The 16,478-nt window shown below is 63.7% G+C and carries 16 protein-coding genes; 9 read left to right on the top strand and 7 right to left on the bottom strand.

Translation table 11 applies throughout. The features are described from left to right. Window positions 1-3 precede the first annotated feature (3 nt). Together POF53_RS16965 and POF53_RS16970 are read right to left on the bottom strand one after the other, a co-directional pair. Complete coding sequence (locus POF53_RS16965; protein ID WP_498968640.1) at window positions 4-1,221, bottom strand: argininosuccinate synthase; 1,218 nt, start codon at window positions 1,219-1,221, stop codon at window positions 4-6. Between the two features lie 128 nt (window positions 1,222-1,349). Then, the gene (locus POF53_RS16970) at window positions 1,350-2,327 is read right to left on the bottom strand and encodes a flagellar protein MotY (RefSeq protein ID WP_498968642.1); all 978 of its coding nucleotides are present in this window, start codon (window positions 2,325-2,327) and stop codon (window positions 1,350-1,352) included. Window positions 2,328-2,457: 130 nt separating this feature from the next. Here POF53_RS16970 and pyrC point away from each other — a divergent pair, with 130 nt between their 5' ends. Both pyrC and rnt read left to right on the top strand, forming a co-directional pair. Further along, window positions 2,458-3,504 (top strand): dihydroorotase, encoded by a 1,047-nt coding sequence (gene pyrC, locus POF53_RS16975; RefSeq protein ID WP_203647756.1) that lies wholly within the window; start codon window positions 2,458-2,460, stop codon window positions 3,502-3,504. Next, window positions 3,501-4,175 (top strand): ribonuclease T, encoded by a 675-nt coding sequence (rnt, locus tag POF53_RS16980; RefSeq protein WP_028690079.1) that lies wholly within the window; start codon window positions 3,501-3,503, stop codon window positions 4,173-4,175. The genes pyrC and rnt overlap by 4 nt, the downstream gene beginning before the upstream one ends. A 201-nt stretch (window positions 4,176-4,376) precedes the next feature. Here rnt and POF53_RS16985 read toward each other — a convergent pair whose 3' ends face one another. After that, on the bottom strand, window positions 4,377-4,979 hold the full coding sequence (locus POF53_RS16985; RefSeq protein ID WP_023629028.1) for a peroxiredoxin: 603 nt from the start codon (window positions 4,977-4,979) through the stop codon (window positions 4,377-4,379). Between the two features lie 214 nt (window positions 4,980-5,193). Between POF53_RS16985 and POF53_RS16990 the strand changes: the two genes are divergently transcribed. Further along, window positions 5,194-5,415, top strand: coding sequence for a bacterioferritin-associated ferredoxin (locus tag POF53_RS16990; RefSeq protein WP_203647757.1), 222 nt, complete (start codon window positions 5,194-5,196; stop codon window positions 5,413-5,415). A 201-nt stretch (window positions 5,416-5,616) separates the two neighbouring features. Next, complete coding sequence (gene bfr / locus POF53_RS16995) at window positions 5,617-6,090, top strand: bacterioferritin (protein WP_028690081.1); 474 nt, start codon at window positions 5,617-5,619, stop codon at window positions 6,088-6,090. Between the two features lie 284 nt (window positions 6,091-6,374). On the opposite strand, the gene grxD is transcribed toward bfr, so the two are convergent. Beyond that, the gene (grxD, locus tag POF53_RS17000; protein WP_103449407.1) at window positions 6,375-6,710 is read right to left on the bottom strand and encodes a Grx4 family monothiol glutaredoxin; all 336 of its coding nucleotides are present in this window, start codon (window positions 6,708-6,710) and stop codon (window positions 6,375-6,377) included. Between the two features lie 91 nt (window positions 6,711-6,801). Continuing rightward, on the bottom strand, window positions 6,802-8,910 hold the full coding sequence (locus POF53_RS17005; RefSeq protein ID WP_498968646.1) for a molybdopterin oxidoreductase family protein: 2,109 nt from the start codon (window positions 8,908-8,910) through the stop codon (window positions 6,802-6,804). Between the two features lie 364 nt (window positions 8,911-9,274). Between POF53_RS17005 and argF the strand changes: the two genes are divergently transcribed. Together argF and POF53_RS17015 are read left to right on the top strand one after the other, a co-directional pair. Next, window positions 9,275-10,195: an ornithine carbamoyltransferase gene (argF, locus tag POF53_RS17010; RefSeq protein ID WP_232855798.1), complete on the top strand. Its 921-nt coding sequence runs from the start codon at window positions 9,275-9,277 to the stop codon at window positions 10,193-10,195. Then, window positions 10,192-11,301, top strand: coding sequence for an ABC transporter ATP-binding protein (locus tag POF53_RS17015; RefSeq protein ID WP_254464842.1), 1,110 nt, complete (start codon window positions 10,192-10,194; stop codon window positions 11,299-11,301). The genes argF and POF53_RS17015 overlap by 4 nt, the downstream gene beginning before the upstream one ends. A gap of 132 nt (window positions 11,302-11,433) precedes the next feature. Here the strand turns inward: POF53_RS17015 and POF53_RS17020 are convergent, their stop codons facing one another. Next, window positions 11,434-12,213 (bottom strand): PhzF family phenazine biosynthesis protein, encoded by a 780-nt coding sequence (locus tag POF53_RS17020; protein WP_498968649.1) that lies wholly within the window; start codon window positions 12,211-12,213, stop codon window positions 11,434-11,436. 99 nt (window positions 12,214-12,312) lie between these two features. Further along, window positions 12,313-12,783, bottom strand: a complete 471-nt coding sequence (ybaK, locus tag POF53_RS17025; protein WP_050704020.1) for a Cys-tRNA(Pro) deacylase — start codon at window positions 12,781-12,783, stop codon at window positions 12,313-12,315. Between the two features lie 306 nt (window positions 12,784-13,089). On the opposite strand from ybaK, the gene POF53_RS17030 reads away from it, so the two are divergent. The 3 genes from POF53_RS17030 (at window position 13,090) to glpR (ending at window position 16,433) form a co-directional block, all read left to right on the top strand. After that, entirely contained in the window at window positions 13,090-13,941 is an 852-nt protein-coding gene (locus POF53_RS17030; RefSeq protein ID WP_050704019.1) for an MIP/aquaporin family protein, read from the top strand. Window positions 13,942-14,032: 91 nt separating this feature from the next. Next, the gene (gene glpK / locus POF53_RS17035; RefSeq protein ID WP_498968652.1) at window positions 14,033-15,520 is read left to right on the top strand and encodes a glycerol kinase GlpK; all 1,488 of its coding nucleotides are present in this window, start codon (window positions 14,033-14,035) and stop codon (window positions 15,518-15,520) included. Between the two features lie 157 nt (window positions 15,521-15,677). After that, a complete protein-coding gene (glpR, locus tag POF53_RS17040) occupies window positions 15,678-16,433 on the top strand; it encodes a DeoR/GlpR family transcriptional regulator (RefSeq protein WP_203647763.1) in 756 nt (251 codons plus the stop codon). Window positions 16,434-16,478: the final 45 nt, after the last annotated feature.

Below are 16,478 nucleotides of genomic sequence, written 5' to 3' on the forward strand. Positions count from 1 at the left end.
GGCTTACAGCAGCGAACGGCCCTTGTTGGCCGCGATGCGCATGCGCAGTGCGTTGAGCTTGATGAAGCCTGCGGCATCGGCCTGGTTGTAGGCGCCGCCGTCTTCCTCGAAGGTCGCGATATTGGCATCGAACAGCGAGTCGTCCGACTTGCGGCCAACGACCGTGACATTACCCTTGTACAGCTTCAGGCGCACGACGCCGTTCACGTTGACCTGGGAGGCGTCGACCATCTGCTGCAGCATCAGACGCTCCGGGCTCCACCAGTAGCCGGTGTAGATCAGGCTGGCGTACTTGGGCATCAGCTCATCCTTCAGGTGAGCGACTTCGCGGTCCAGGGTGATCGACTCGATGGCACGGTGAGCCTTGAGCATGATGGTGCCGCCCGGGGTCTCGTAGCAGCCGCGCGACTTCATGCCGACGTAGCGGTTCTCGACGATGTCCAGGCGACCGATGCCGTTGGCGCCGCCGATGCGGTTGAGGTCGGCCAGCACGGTGGCCGGGGTCTTCTCGACGCCGTCGATGGCGACGATGTCACCGTTGCGGTAGGTCAGCTCGAGGTAGGTGGCCTGGTCGGGGGCGTTCTCAGGCGAGACGCTCCATTTCCACATGTCTTCCTCGTGCTCGGTCCAGGTATCTTCCAGGACACCGCCTTCGTAGGAGATGTGCAGCAGGTTGGCGTCCATCGAGTACGGCGATTTCTTCTTGCCGTGGCGCTCGATCGGAATGCCGTGCTTCTCGGCGTAGTCCATCAGCTTCTCGCGGGACAGCAGGTCCCACTCGCGCCATGGAGCGATGACCTTGACGCCTGGCTTGAGCGCATAGGCGCCCAGTTCGAAGCGCACCTGGTCGTTGCCCTTGCCGGTGGCACCGTGGGAAATGGCGTCGGCGCCGGTTTCGTTGGCGATCTCGATCAGGCGCTTGGCGATCAGCGGGCGGGCGATGGAAGTACCCAGCAGGTACTCGCCTTCGTAGACGGTGTTGGCGCGGAACATCGGGAAGACGAAATCACGCACGAACTCTTCGCGCAGGTCGTCGATGTAGATTTCTTTCACGCCCATCGCCTGGGCCTTGGCGCGGGCCGGCTCGACCTCCTCGCCCTGGCCGAGGTCAGCGGTGAAGGTCACCACTTCACAGTTGTAGGTGTCCTGCAGCCACTTGAGAATCACCGAAGTATCAAGGCCGCCGGAATACGCCAATACGACCTTTTTTACGTCCGCCATGCCATCACTCCACGGGGTTGTACGGAAAGCGGATGATTCTACCGGCGTTGCTGAAAAATTTACAATGGGGCGACAGCTTGTGACGACAAAGCGACAGGAATTGTCGAGAGCGCGACCCGCTGTCGCACTCAGGATTTCGCTGGAGCGGACGGCGTGGCAGCGGCTGCAGGCGTCGTTGGCGCAGGCGTGGCGACGGGTGCCGGGGCCGACGGGGGCATCTGCGCTGCCGGTTTCTCCACCGGCTTCTCGACCGGCGTTACACGCTCGAGCTGGATGTTCACCCGACGGTTGCGCGCCCGGTTGGCGGCACTGTTGTTCTTGGCCAACGGATAGCGTTCGCCGTGGAAGCGTACGCTGATCTGCTCTTCCGGCACGCCATGGGCCTTGAGGTAGTCGGCCACCGCCAGGGCCCGTCGGCGGGAGGTGTCGCGGTTGGTCAGGCGATTGCCGCTGTTGTCGGAGTGGCCGTTGAGTTCGATGTGGTTGACCGTCGGATCGGCCTTCAGGTAGTCGAGCAGCACATCCAGACGGGCGCGCGCCGAGCTGTCCAGCTCGATCCCGCCGCCGGGGAAGCCGACCTGGGTCTGGCGGATCTGGTCGTAGTTCATCGGCAGCAGCTTGGCGGCGCACAGTTGGTAGTCGCTGTAGGCCTTGGCGAAGCTGACCGGCATCACATGCACTTCCATCGGCCGACCACCTTCGCCCCGGTAGTTGCGCACCACGGTGCTGCGACCATCGAGCAGGCCGTTGATCAGGCGGCTGGCCTGCCCCTGGCTGGAGGTGAACAGCACGCCGGTACGGGCCATGTGCACCGCACCGAGGTTGATGTCGCCGCGCCCGGGCTGCCAGGGCGCGGCGGCGGCCAGCAGGGTGGCGGAGCCGGCGCCCAGGACATTGCTGTCCGAACGCAGCTGGAAGGTCGGCTGCTCGCCGGCACGGCGCACGAACTCACCGCTGCCGAAACCGTCGATCGGCTGGATCAGGCGACATTCGAACTGGTCACCCTCGACTTTCCAGGCGACGTTCTCCACGCGGGTCTGGAAGGTCATTGCTCCGGCCGGCAGGCTGGCAACGAGGGTGAACAGGGCTAGGTAACGCTGGCGCACGGGCGGCTCCACAAATTCCGACGACTTACCTGAACGCTATCGGTCGCCCGTCGGAAAACTTGATAGCCGTGCTCGAACAGGGGTTTTCCGGTAGCATTGGCTTCTGAGTTCGACCCGCCTGGAATCTCCAATGTCCGATCGCCTGACCCTCCTGCGCCCCGACGACTGGCACATCCATCTGCGCGATGGTGCCGTCCTGCCCCACACCGTCGGTGACGTGGCGCGCACCTTCGCCCGTGCCATCATCATGCCCAACCTGGTTCCGCCGGTGCGCAACGCCGTCGAGGCCGCCGCCTACCGTGAGCGCATCCTTGCCGCACGCCCCGCCGGCAGCCGCTTCGAGCCACTGATGGTGCTCTATCTCACCGACCGCACCAGCGCCGACGATGTGCGGGCCGCCAAGGCCAGCGGGATCGTGTACGCCGCCAAGCTCTACCCGGCCGGCGCCACCACCAACTCCGATTCGGGCGTGACCAGCATCGACAATATCTTCCCGGCGATCGAGGCCCTGGCCGAAACCGGCATGCCCTTGCTGGTGCACGGTGAAGTCACGCGCAGCGAGATCGACGTGTTCGACCGCGAGAAACGCTTCATCGACGAGCACATGCGCCGCCTGGTCGAACGCTTCCCGACCCTGAAGGTGGTGTTCGAACACATCACCACCAGCGACGCCGCGCAGTTCGTCAGCGAAGCGCCGGCCAACGTCGGTGCGACCATCACCGCCCAGCACCTGCTGTACAACCGCAACCACATGCTGGTTGGCGGTATCCGCCCGCACTTCTACTGCCTGCCGATCCTCAAGCGCAACACCCATCAGGTGGCGCTGCTGGATGCCGCCACCAGCGGCAACCCGAAGTTCTTCCTCGGCACCGACTCGGCGCCCCACGCCAAGCATGCCAAGGAAGCCGCCTGCGGCTGCGCCGGCTGCTACACCGCTTATGCCGCCATCGAGATGTACGCCGAGGCGTTCGAACAGCGCAACGCCCTGGACAAGCTCGAAGGCTTCGCCAGCAAGCACGGCCCGGACTTCTACGGCCTGGCGCGCAACACCGACACCATCACCCTGGTGCGTGAGGAATGGACCGCGCCGGACAGCCTGCCGTTCGGCGACAACACCGTGATCCCCCTGCGCGCCGGTGAGAAGTTGCGCTGGCGCCTGCTGGAGGACAACGCGTGAGCGAAGATCTGTACGAAGACGACCAGGACAGCCAGGTCAGCAGCGGCTCGCGCCACCCGATGGCCGAGCGTTTCCGTGGCTACCTGCCCGTGGTGGTGGACGTCGAGACCGGCGGTTTCAACAGCGCCACCGACGCGCTGCTGGAGATCGCCGCCGTCACCATCGGCATGGACGAGAAGGGCTTCCTGTTCCCCGAGCACACCTACTTCCACCGGGTCGAACCGTTCGAAGGGGCCAATATCGAGGCGGCAGCACTGGAATTCACCGGCATCAAGCTGGACCACCCGCTGCGCATGGCGGTGAGCGAGGAAAGCGCGCTGACCGATATCTTCCGCGGCGTGCGCAAGGCGCTGAAGGCCAATGGCTGCAAGCGGGCGATCCTGGTCGGACACAACAGCAGCTTCGACCTGGGCTTCCTCAATGCCGCGGTGGCGCGCAACGACATCAAGCGCAACCCGTTCCATCCGTTCTCCAGCTTCGATACCGCCACCCTCGCCGGCCTCGCCTACGGCCAGACCGTGCTGGCCCGGGCCTGCCAGAGCGCGGACATCGACTTCGACGGGCGTGAGGCGCATTCGGCGCGCTACGACACCGAGAAGACCGCCGAGTTGTTCTGCGGCATCGTCAATCGCTGGAAAGAGATGGGCGGCTGGCGCGATTTCAACGATTAAGCCGACCGTTCCCTGTAGGAGCGGCCTTGCGCCGCGAAAGGGCTGCGCAGCAGCCCCAGGATCTCAGTGCCGAGGCGGATATCGCGGGACCGCTGCGCGGCCCTTTCGCGGCACAAGGCCGCTCCTACAGGGCGCCGAACGCACTAACCGCGGGCATAAAAAAACCGGCCACCAGGGCCGGTTTTTTTATGCGCATGGCAATTACAGCTTGCCAGCGTTCTCGCTCAGGTAAGCAGCAACGCCTTCCGGCGAAGCGTTCATGCCCTTGTCGCCTTTCTTCCAGTTGGCCGGGCAGACTTCGCCGTGCTCTTCGTGGAACTGCAGGGCGTCGACCAGGCGCAGCAGCTCGTCCATGTTACGGCCCAGTGGCAGGTCGTTGACGATCTGCGAACGAACGACACCGTTGGTGTCGATCAGGAAGGCGCCACGGAAGGCCACGCCGCCTTCGGACTCGACGTCGTAGGCCTTGCAGATTTCGTGGGTCATGTCGGCTGCCAGGGTGTACTTGACCTGACCGATACCGCCGTTGTTGACCGGGGTGTTGCGCCAGGCGTTGTGGGTGAAGTGCGAGTCGATCGACACGCCGATCACTTCCACGTTGCGCGCCTGGAAGTCAGGGATGCGGTTGTCCAGGGCGATCAGCTCGGACGGGCAGACGAAGGTGAAGTCCAGCGGGTAGAAGAATACCAGGCCGTACTTGCCCTTGATGGCCGAGGCCAGGTTGAAGCTGTCGACGATCTCGCCGTTGCCCAGCACGGCTGGAACGGTGAAGTCCGGGGCTTGTTTGCCAACGAGTACGCTCATTCGATCTCTCCTGATGAGGGGTGAAAAACCTTGCCCGGGCGGAACACCTTCCCCCGGATCCAGCAAAGGCCGACCATCATACACAGCTTTGCGTGACAGGCCGAATCTCGACCGCCGGTCGCTCTGGCGCGCACCTTACACAAAGTGTTTTGACAAGCATTCTCATTACCATTACTCTCCAACGCATCGACTCAACCCGCGACGGTCAGCCTTTATGTATGTGTGTCTCTGTGTCGGTGTCACCGATGGACAGATCCGCGATGCGATCTACGAAGGATGCTGCAGCTACAAGGAAGTGCGAGCTGCCACCAATGTGGCCAGCCAGTGCGGCAAGTGCGCCTGCCTCGCCAAGCAGGTGGTGCGCGAAACCCTCACCGAGCTGCAACTGAGCCAGCAGGCCGCCCTGCCCTACCCCGCTGAATTCAACGCGGCGTAATTACCCCGAATTCGAAGAACCGGACCCAGAGTCCGGTTTTTTTATGCCTGCAATTCAATAAGTTAGCGCCCGAACGCAGTTCACAAACATTCTTATTCCGATTAATTTTCACTTATTATTCAATAACTTAGGTTTGACATAGATAGTTGAGGAGCTCAGACTTGTTTTCATTGGCTCAACATCTACAGGGCAGACCCCATCATGAAAGGCGACGTAAGCGTCATCCAGCATCTCAACAAGATCCTCGGAAACGAGCTGGTCGCAATCAACCAGTACTTCCTGCACGCGCGCATGTATGAAGATTGGGGCCTGAACAGGATTGGCAAGCTCGAGTACAAAGAGTCCATCCAGGCGATGAAGGACGCTGACAAGCTGATCAAGCGCATCCTCTTCCTCGAAGGCATCCCCAACGTCCAGGACCTGGGCAAGCTGATGATCGGCGAGCACACCAAGGAGATGCTCGACTGCGACCTGAAGCTTGAGAAAAAGGCCCATGCCGACCTCAAGGCCGCCATTGCCCACTGCGAAACCGCTGGCGACTTCGGCTCGCGCGATGTGCTCGAAGACATCCTCGAAGACCAGGAAGAGCACATCGACTGGCTGGAAACCCAGCTGGGCCTGATCGACAAGATCACAATCGAGAACTACCTGCAGTCGCAGATGGGCGAAGAGTAAGCTTTACGTCGGTCAGACAAAGCATCTCCAGCAGGTGATCGCGTAACCCTGTAGGAGCGGCCTCGCCGAGGCGTCGGACCGGCCGGAAAGGGGCGCGTAGCGGCCCCAGATCTACGCATCAAGCTGATATTGCCGGGGCCGCTATGCGGCCCTTTCGCGACACAAGGCCGCTCCTACACAAGCCGCATGCAGTCGACGAATTGTGGCCTTGCAATTACTGACGATTACCCAACAAAAAGCCCCGCTGATGCGGGGCTTTTTGCGTGCAGGCGAGTAGACCTGAATCAGGCCTCGGAAGCCTTGGCCTTGGCGGCCGCGTCCTTGATCAGGGTCTGCAGTTCACCCTTCTCGAACATTTCCAGCATGATGTCGCTGCCGCCGACCAGCTCACCAGCCACCCACAGTTGCGGGAAAGTCGGCCAGTTGGCGTACTTGGGCAGGTTGGCGCGAATTTCCGGGTTCTGCAGGATGTCGACGTAGGCGAACTTCTCGCCGCAACCCATCACGGCCTGCGAAGCCTTGGCCGAGAAGCCACACTGTGGGGCATTCGGCGAACCTTTCATGTAAAGCAGAATGGTGTTGTTGGCAATCTGCTCTTTGATTGTATCGATGATATCCATGAAGCACCTCGGCTGAACTTTCCGACAGGGTCGTCGGCACGGTGACGCATTGTATCGGAAAGCCGAGCAGCGTGCTCGGCCTTGCCGTGCTTCATGCGGCCTCGACCTGTACCGGCACGCCATTGAGGGCGGCATTGCCGGAAACGCCATCGCGCAGGTGTTCGTCAGTCAGGTCATTGGCACTCGCCCCCGGCTGCACAGCGGCCACCTGCAAGCGCGCGCCCTGGCGCCCATGGCCGTAGCCATGGGGCAGGCTGACCACGCCCGGCATCATCTCCTCGCTGGCCTGTACCGCCACCTCGATCACCCCTGTGCGCGAGCGCACCCGCACCATCTGGCCGTCCTGCAACTGGCGCCGGCTCAAGTCGTCCGGGTGCATCAGCAACTGGTGGCGCGGCTTGCCTTTGACCAAGCGGTGGTAGTTGTGCATCCACGAGTTGTTGCTGCGCACATGGCGACGGCCGATGAGCAACAGCTGGTCATCCGTGGGCGCGGACACACTGGCAAGGCGCCGCAGGTCTTCGAGCAGCACCGCCGGTGCCGCCTCGACCTGCCCGCTCGCCGTGCGCAGGCGCGTTGCCAGGTTGGCACATAGCGGCCCGAGGTCGAGACCATGGGGATACGCGTCTAGCGCCTCCAGCGAGAGCTTCCAGGGCGTCCCGTCGCCATAAGGCCCCTTGCGCAGGGCGAAGTCGATCATCTGTGCCGGCGGCAAGGTGGCCTTGAGCTCAACCTGCGCGCGCTCGGCAAAGGCCTTGGCCAGGCCCACGAAGATCTCCCAGTCGTGCAGCGCGCCATCGGGCTTGGGTAGGATCGCCCGGTTGAAGCGGGTGACGTTGCGCACCGCCAGCAGGTTGAAGGTGGAATCGTAGTGATCGTTCTCCAGCGCCGAGGTCGACGGCAGGATCAGGTCGGCATGGCGCGTGGTCTCGTTGATGTACAGATCGATGCTGAGCATGAAGTCGAGGCCGGCCAGGGCCTCGTCCAGGCGTCGCCCGTTAGGCGTGGACAGCACCGGGTTGCCTGCCACGGTCACCAGCGCCCGCACCTGCCCCTCGCCTGGTACGAGGATCTCTTCGGCCAGGGCCGAGACCGGCAGCTCGCCGCCATACTCGGGCAAGCCCGAGACCCGGCTGCGCCATTGATCGAAATGCCCGCCGGAGGTGCTGGCGACCAGGTCGACCGCAGGCGCCGTGCACAGGGCGCCGCCTTCACAATCAAGATTGCCGGTGACCAGGTTGATCAACTGCACCAGCCAGTGGCACAGCGAACCGAAGGCCTGAGTCGATACGCCCATCCGGCCATAGCACACCGCCTTGTCGGCGGCGGCGAAATCCCGCGCCAGCTGGCGGATCGCCTCGGCCGGAATACCGCACAACGCGCTCATGGCAGACGCATCGAACGGCAGGATGGCTTCGCGCACCTGCTCCAGGCCCGCAACCGGCAGATGCGAGCCCCGGGCCAGGTTCTCGCTGAACAGCGTATGCAGCAAGCCACACAGCAGCGCCGCGTCGCCACCGGGGCGAATGAACAGGTGCAGGTCGGCCAGCGCAGCCGTCTCGCTGCGTCGCGGATCCACCACCACCAGTTGCCCGCCCCTGGCCTTGAGTGCCTTGAGGCGCTTTTCCACATCCGGGACGGTCATGATGCTGCCATTGGAGGCCAATGGATTGCCGCCGAGGATGAGCATGAACTGCGTATGGTCGATGTCCGGAATTGGCAGCAGCAGGCCATGGCCGTACATCAGGTGGCTGGTCAGGTGCTGCGGCAACTGGTCCACCGAGGTCGCCGAGAAGCGATTACGGGTCTTGAGCAAGCCGAGGAAGTAGTTGCTATGGGTCATCAGCCCATAGTTGTGCACGCTGGGGTTGCCCTGGTACACGGCGACCGCGTTGCGCCCGTGGGCCTGCTGGATCGCCCACAGCCGCTCGGCGGCCAGGGCGAAGGCTTCGTCCCAACTGATTGGCAGCCACTGGTCACCGATGCGCCGGTGGGGCTGGCGCAGGCGGTCGGGGTCCTCCTGGATGTCCTGCAGGGCGACCGCCTTGGGGCAGACATGGCCGCGGCTGAACGGATCCTGCGGGTCGCCCTTGATCGAGCTGATCCGCGCCGGGCCATCGGCTTCGTGGGTGACTTCGATGTTCAGGCCGCAGATGGCCTCGCACAGGTGACAGGCTCGGTGATGCAGGGTCTTGGTCATGGCCGCCTCTGCCTTGTTATTGTCGAGGTTCGACTATGCGCCTGCCGACCGGGGCTCGCCAGCGAGGTTCGCGGCGTGAATCGGACGACATCAGGCGGGCGATTCGCGACAACGGGTTTGCCAAATACGCTCCGAGCCGTGTACAACCGCTGTAGCAAATAAAAAACAGCTAGCCGGCAAGGGCTTACGACACCCTTTGACACAGTGGCGCTGTTTCCCCTCTTGGTTTTAGGCGACATTTAATTATAGTATTGCGCCTTTCCCTATTCCGTCCGCCCCGTGCGGCTTACGCCGCAGGTCACCCCCGTTGTCAACAAAACCCATACGGTCGACCTGCAGAACGTTGCAGATAAGGTAGTCAATCATGAGCGCAAGGCACTTTCTCTCCCTGATGGATTTCACCGCTGACGAATTGCTCGGTGTGATCCGTCGAGGCATCGAGCTGAAGGACCTGCGCAAACGAGGCGTGCTGTTCGAGCCGCTGAAGAACCGCGTGCTGGGCATGATCTTCGAGAAGTCCTCGACCCGCACCCGGGTGTCCTTCGAAGCCGGCATGATCCAGCTCGGCGGCCAGGCCATCTTCCTGTCGCCACGCGACACCCAGCTGGGCCGCGGCGAGCCGATCGCCGACAGCGCCATCGTGCTCTCGAGCATGGTCGACGCGGTGATGATCCGCACCCACGCCCACAGCACCCTGACCGAGTTCGCCGCCAACTCGAAGGTGCCGGTCATCAACGGCCTGTCCGACGAGTCGCACCCCTGCCAACTGCTGGCCGACATGCAGACCTTCTTCGAGCACCGTGGCGCGATCCAGGGCAAGACCGTGGCCTGGGTCGGCGACGGCTTCAACATGTGCAACTCCTATATCGAAGCTGCCGTGCAGTTCGATTTCCAACTGCGCATCACTTGCCCTGAAGGCTACGAGCCTGATCAGCGCTTCCTGGCGCTGGCCGGTGACCGTGTACAGATCATCCGTGATCCGAAGGAAGCCGTGCGCGGCGCTCATCTGGTGACCACGGATGTCTGGACTTCCATGGGCCAGGAAGAGGAAACTGCACGGCGCCTGGCGCATTTCGCGCCTTACCAGGTCACCCGCGAACTGCTCGACCTGGCGGCACCCGATGCCCTGTTCATGCATTGCCTGCCCGCCCACCGTGGCGAGGAAATCAGCCAGGACCTGCTCGACGACGCCCGTTCGGTCGCCTGGGACGAAGCTGAAAACCGCTTGCATGCGCAGAAGGCCCTTCTGGAATTCCTTGTAGAACCGGCTTACCACCACGCATGAGTCAACAGCTACTGCTCAACCTGCGCAACCTCGCCTGCGGCTATGGCGAACAGCGCATCGTCCAGAACCTCAACCTGCACCTGAACGCAGGCGACATCGGTTGCCTGCTGGGGTCCTCCGGTTGCGGCAAGACCACCACGCTGCGCGCCATCGCCGGCTTCGAGCCGGTGCACGACGGCGAGATCCAGCTGGCCGGCGAAGTCATTTCCCGCGCCGGGTTCACCCTGGCCCCGGAAAAGCGCCGGATCGGCATGGTGTTCCAGGACTACGCCCTGTTCCCCCACCTCACCGTGGCACAGAACATCGCCTTCGGCATCGGCAAGCACCCGCGCCAGGCGGCGGTGGTCGACGAGATGCTCGAGCTGGTCAAGCTCGGCGGCCTGGGCGGGCGCTACCCGCACGAGCTGTCCGGCGGCCAGCAGCAGCGCGTGGCCCTGGCCCGGGCGCTGGCGCCCGAGCCGCAACTGCTGCTGCTTGACGAGCCGTTCTCCAACCTCGACGTGGAACTGCGTCGGCGCCTGAGCCATGAGGTCCGCGACATTCTCAAAGGCCGTGGCACCAGCGCCATCCTGGTCACCCACGACCAGGAAGAAGCCTTTGCCGTCAGCGACCATGTCGGCGTGTTCAAGGAGGGTCGCCTGGAACAGTGGGACACCCCCTACAACCTCTACCACGAGCCGCAGACCCCGTTTGTCGCAAGCTTCATCGGCCAGGGCTACTTCATTCGCGGCCAGATGAGCAGCCACGAGTCAGTAACCACCGAACTCGGCGAGCTGCGCGGCAACCGTGCCTACACCATGGCTCCTGGCAGTTCGGTGGATGTGCTGCTGCGTCCGGATGACATCATCCATGCCCCCGACAGCCCGTTGCGGGCGCAGGTCATCGGCAAGAGCTTCCTCGGCGCCTCGACCCTGTATCGCCTGCAACTGCCCACCGGCAGCCAGCTCGAGGCGATCTTCCCCAGCCACAACGACCATCAGGTCGGCCAGGACGTCGGTATCGCCGTAGCGGCGGACCACCTGGTGCTGTTCGCGGTACCCGGCAGCGTCGCCGCGCAGCTGGCCAGTCATGAGCAGGGCGTGCGACGCGTGAGCTCCGCGCATTGATGCAGGCGGCCTGACATTACTCTGTAGGAGCGGGCTTGTCCCGCGATTGCGCCAGATCTGGCTACAACTGTGCCGGATCGAACGCATTCGCGGGACAAGCCCGCTCCTACAGGGACACATGCCCATGCAGATTCACAACATCAGCGTACCGCTGGCCACCCGCCGAGCCATCCCGCCGATCCTCACCCGCTCCCCTTCCAGACGACAGAACAGCTCACCGCCCCTGGTCGAGCACTGGAAGGCCTGCAGCTCGGACTTGCCCAACCGCGCCGCCCAGTAAGGGATCAGCGAGCAATGGGTGGAACCGGTGACCGGGTCCTCCGGGATGCCGATGCCCGGAGCGAAATAGCGCGACACGAAATCATGCCGCTCGCCTGGAGCCGTCACGATCACCCCCAAGCCCGGCAGGCGAGCCAGCGCCGCCATGTCCGGCGCGCAATCGCGTACCGCCTGCTCCGAGTCGAGCACCACGAACAGCTCGCGGGTCTGGTAGACCTCGCGCACCTCGCATCCCAGCGCTTCGGCCACCGCCACAGGCTCGGTCAGCGGCTGCGGGTCGATGCGCGGGAAGTCCAACCACAGGCGGCCATGCTCACGGCTGACGCTGAGCAGGCCCGAACGGCTCTGGAAATCCAGGCGCGGCGCTTGCTCACCGTAGACGTCGAACAGGACATGGGCGCTGGCCAGGGTGGCGTGACCGCACAGGGGGACTTCGGTGCTCGGGGTGAACCAGCGGATCCGATAGCCATCACCTTCGGCCACCACGAAGGCGGTTTCGGCGAGGTTGTGTTCGGCGGCCACCTGCTGCATCAGGCCATCGTCGAGCCACTGTTCCAGGTGGTAGACCATGGCCGGGTTGCCAGCGAAGGGACGGTCGCTGAAGGCGTCCACCTGATGAAAATGCAACTGCATGCCACGACTCCTGAATCTGGCGGGAAAGGCCCTGAGCATGCGGCATGCCGCCAGGGCCCGACAGTGACAGAGTCGTGGAATTTCAATCAGTACAGATGATCAGCCGCGACCGATCTCGGCGAACTGTCCCTGGGTATGGGTGGCCAGCACCACGGCGGCCAGCTCCACTTCCAACCCACGGCGGCCAGCACTCACATGAATCGTTTCATGTTGTTGCGCGGATTGATCGATAAAGGTGCGCAGGCGCTTCTTCTGCCCCAGCGGGCTGATCCCCCCGACCAGGTAACCCGTGGCGCGCTGGGCCGCCTGCGGATCGGCCATCTCGCATTTTTTTACCCCCGCCGCATGGGCCAGTGCCTTCAGGTCGAGGGTGCCGACCACCGGTACCACCGCTACCAGCAGCTCGCCCTTTTCGCTGCTGGCAAGCAGGGTCTTGAACACCCGCAGCGGGTCAAGGCCCAGCTTTTCCGCCGCCTCCAGGCCATACGAGGCGGTTTTCGGATCATGTTCGTAACTGTGCACGCGGTGCTCGGCGCGCGCCTTCTTCAAAAGGTCCAGGGCGGGGGTCATCAACGGCTCCAGTCGATCACAAGTCGCCCGGTACTTTAGGGCAATTCCACCGGTGCAGCCAGCGCAGGTCCCAGGCTAGAGCAGCGGCCATGGATTCACGACCCGGTGCTCTGGTCAGATTGTGGCCAAGCGTTCATTTTCGACCTTTGACATCAGCGTTTCTTGTCTATATTTTTTCGTTTATGAATACATGGTGCACCTATAAGGTGCACTTCCTGTACCCGCCCGGCGTCAATGGGGATCGACTCCGGGCTTTTTTGCTGTCGAGCGCCCAGCGCCTCACAACAACAAGAACCGAGGTCACACATGACAACTGCTCTACGCGAACCCACGTTATCCGCCCAATGCCTGGCCGAGTTCCTCGGCACCGCCCTGCTCATCTTCTTCGGCACCGGTTGTGTCGCCGCGCTCAAGGTCGCCGGCGCCAGCTTCGGCCTGTGGGAGATCAGCATCATCTGGGGGGTCGGCGTGAGCATGGCGATCTACCTGACCGCCGGCGTCTCCGGCGCGCACCTGAACCCGGCGGTCAGCATCGCCCTGGCCGTGTTCGCCGGTTTCGACAAGCGCAAGCTGCCGTTCTACATGCTGGCCCAGGTGTGCGGCGCGTTCTGCGGCGCCGCCCTGGTGTACTTCCTGTACAGCAACCTGTTCTTCGATTTCGAACAAAGCCACGCCATGGTGCGTGGCAGCCAGGCCAGCCTGGAGCTGGCCTCGGTGTTCTCCACCTATCCGCACCCGGCACTGTCCACCGGCCAGGCCTTCCTGGTCGAGGTGATCATCACCGCCATCCTGATGGCCGTGATCATGGCCCTGACCGACGACAACAACGGTCTGCCACGCGGTGCCACCGCCCCCCTGCTGATCGGCCTGCTGATCGCCGTGATCGGCAGCGCCATGGGCCCGCTGACCGGCTTCGCGATGAACCCGGCGCGGGATTTCGGGCCTAAACTGATGACCTTCCTGGCCGGCTGGGGCGAAGTCGCCTTCACTGGCGGGCGCGATATTCCGTATTTCCTGGTGCCGGTGTTCGCGCCGATCCTCGGTGCCAGCCTGGGCGCGGCCCTGTACCGCGGGCTGATCGCCCGCAACTTGCCAGCCACCCAGGCCGCGGCCCAACAAACAGACGATAATCCTCAGGGCGACACCCAGGTTTCCTGATGCCCGCGCCGGGCCCGGACCGCAAGGCCGGCGCCCGCCACGCCCTGACCTACTCCCATATTCGTGCAAGGCCACCGACATGACCGATACCCTGGACAAGAACTACATCATCGCCCTGGACCAGGGCACCACCAGTTCGCGCGCCATCATCTTCGATCGCGACGCCAACGTGGTGGGCACCTCGCAGCGTGAATTCGCCCAGCACTACCCGCAGGCGGGCTGGGTCGAGCATGACCCGATGGAAATCTTCGCCACCCAGAGCGCGACCATGGTCGAGGCCCTGGCCCAGGCCGGCATCAGCCACGCCCAGGTCGCCGCCATCGGCATCACCAACCAGCGCGAGACCACCGTGGTCTGGGACAAGGAAACCGGGCGTCCGGTGTACAACGCCATCGTCTGGCAGTGCCGCCGCAGCACCGATATCTGCGCCCAGCTCAAGCGCGACGGCCACGAGCAGTACATCCGCGAGGCCACCGGCCTGGTCACCGACCCGTACTTCTCTGGCACCAAGCTCAAGTGGATCCTCGACAATGTCGAAGGCGCCCGCGAACGCGCCGAGCGTGGCGAACTGCTGTTCGGCACCATCGATACCTGGCTGATCTGGAAGTTCTCCGGCGGCAAGGTGCATGTCACCGACTACACCAACGCCTCGCGCACGCTGATGTTCAACATCCACAGCCTGCAATGGGACGACAAGCTCCTCGATATCCTTGGCATTCCGCGCCAGATGCTGCCTGAGGTACGCCCATCGTCCGAAGTCTATGGCAAGACCAAGAGCGGTATCGACATCGCCGGTATCGCCGGCGACCAGCAATCGGCGCTGTTCGGCCAGATGTGCGTGGAGCCCGGCCAGGCCAAGAACACCTACGGCACCGGCTGCTTCCTGCTGATGAACACCGGCGACAAGGCGGTCCAGTCGTCCCACGGCCTGCTCACCACCATCGCCTGCGGCCCCCGCGGCGAGGTGGCCTACGCCCTCGAAGGCGCGGTGTTCAACGGCGGCTCCACCGTGCAGTGGCTGCGCGATGAACTGAAGATCGTCAACGACGCCTACGACACCGAATACTTCGCCAGCAAGGTCAAGGACAGCAACGGCGTCTACCTGGTGCCGGCCTTCACCGGCCTGGGCGCACCCTACTGGGATCCGTATGCCCGTGGCGCGCTGTTCGGCCTGACCCGTGGCGTCAAGGTCGATCACATCATCCGCGCGGCCCTGGAGTCGATCGCCTACCAGACCCGCGACGTGCTCGACGCCATGCAGCAGGACTGCGGCCAGCGCCTGAGCGAACTGCGGGTGGATGGTGGCGCGGTGGCCAACAACTTCCTCATGCAGTTCCAGGCCGACATTCTCGGCACCTGCGTCGAGCGTCCGAAGATGCGCGAGACCACGGCCCTGGGCGCGGCCTACCTGGCAGGCCTTGCCTGCGGTTTCTGGAGCGGCCTGGACGAGCTGCGCGACAAGGCGATCATCGAGCGCGAGTTCAGCCCGCAGCTGGATGAAGCGGCGAAAGAGAAGCTGTACAAGGGCTGGCGCAAGGCTGTCGATCGCACCCGCGACTGGGAAGATCACAACGCCTGATCCCTGAAGCATCGCGGGGCAAGCCCGCTCCCACAAGTGGTTGTGCGTGGGAGCGGGCTTGCCCCGCGATGGCTATTTACGCGATAACCAGACTGGTCCTACACCACGACCTACGGCATCATTGCAGAATTTGTCCGGCAGCCCCAAAGGACCGCCCATGAATCTGCCCCCACGCCAACAACAAATCCTCGAGCTGGTCCGCGAACGCGGCTACGTGAGCATCGAGGAGATGGCGCAGCTGTTCGTCGTCACCCCGCAGACCATCCGCCGCGATATCAACCAGCTCGCCGAGGGCAACCTGCTGCGCCGTTATCACGGTGGCGCGGCCTACGACTCGAGCATCGAGAACACCGCCTACGCCATGCGTGCCGACCAGATGCGCGACGAGAAGCAGCGCATCGCCGAAGCCGTGGCCCGACAGATTCCCGACCATGCCTCGCTGTTCATCAATATCGGCACCACCACCGAATCCATTGCCCGCGCTCTGCTCAACCATAACCACCTGAAGGTCATCACCAACAACCTGCACGTAGCGGCGATCCTCGCGGCCAAGGACGATTTCGAGGTGCTGGTGGCCGGCGGCACGGTGCGTCGCGACGGCGGCGTGGTCGGCCAGGCGAGCGTCGACTTCATCAACCAGTTCAAGGTCGACTTCGCCGTGGTCGGCATCAGCGGCATCGATGAGGACGGCAGCCTGCTGGACTTCGACTACCAGGAAGTGCGGGTATCCCAGGCGATCATCGCCAACGCCCGCCAGGTGCTGCTGGCGGCGGACTCGAGCAAGTTCGGCCGCAATGCCATGGTCCGCCTCGGTTCGATCAGCCTGATCGACTGCCTGGTGACCGACCAGGCGCCCACTCCTGCCCTGACCCAGTTGCTCAACCAGTACAAGATTCGTCTTGAGGTGGTTTGAGGCAGTGCCCGTGGGGCGCATGGCTCACCCCTTGTATCGCCCATG

The organism is Mitsuaria sp. RG (assembly GCF_028369275.1).
In the GTDB taxonomy this organism is placed as follows: domain Bacteria; phylum Pseudomonadota; class Gammaproteobacteria; order Pseudomonadales; family Pseudomonadaceae; genus Aquipseudomonas; species Aquipseudomonas peradeniyensis.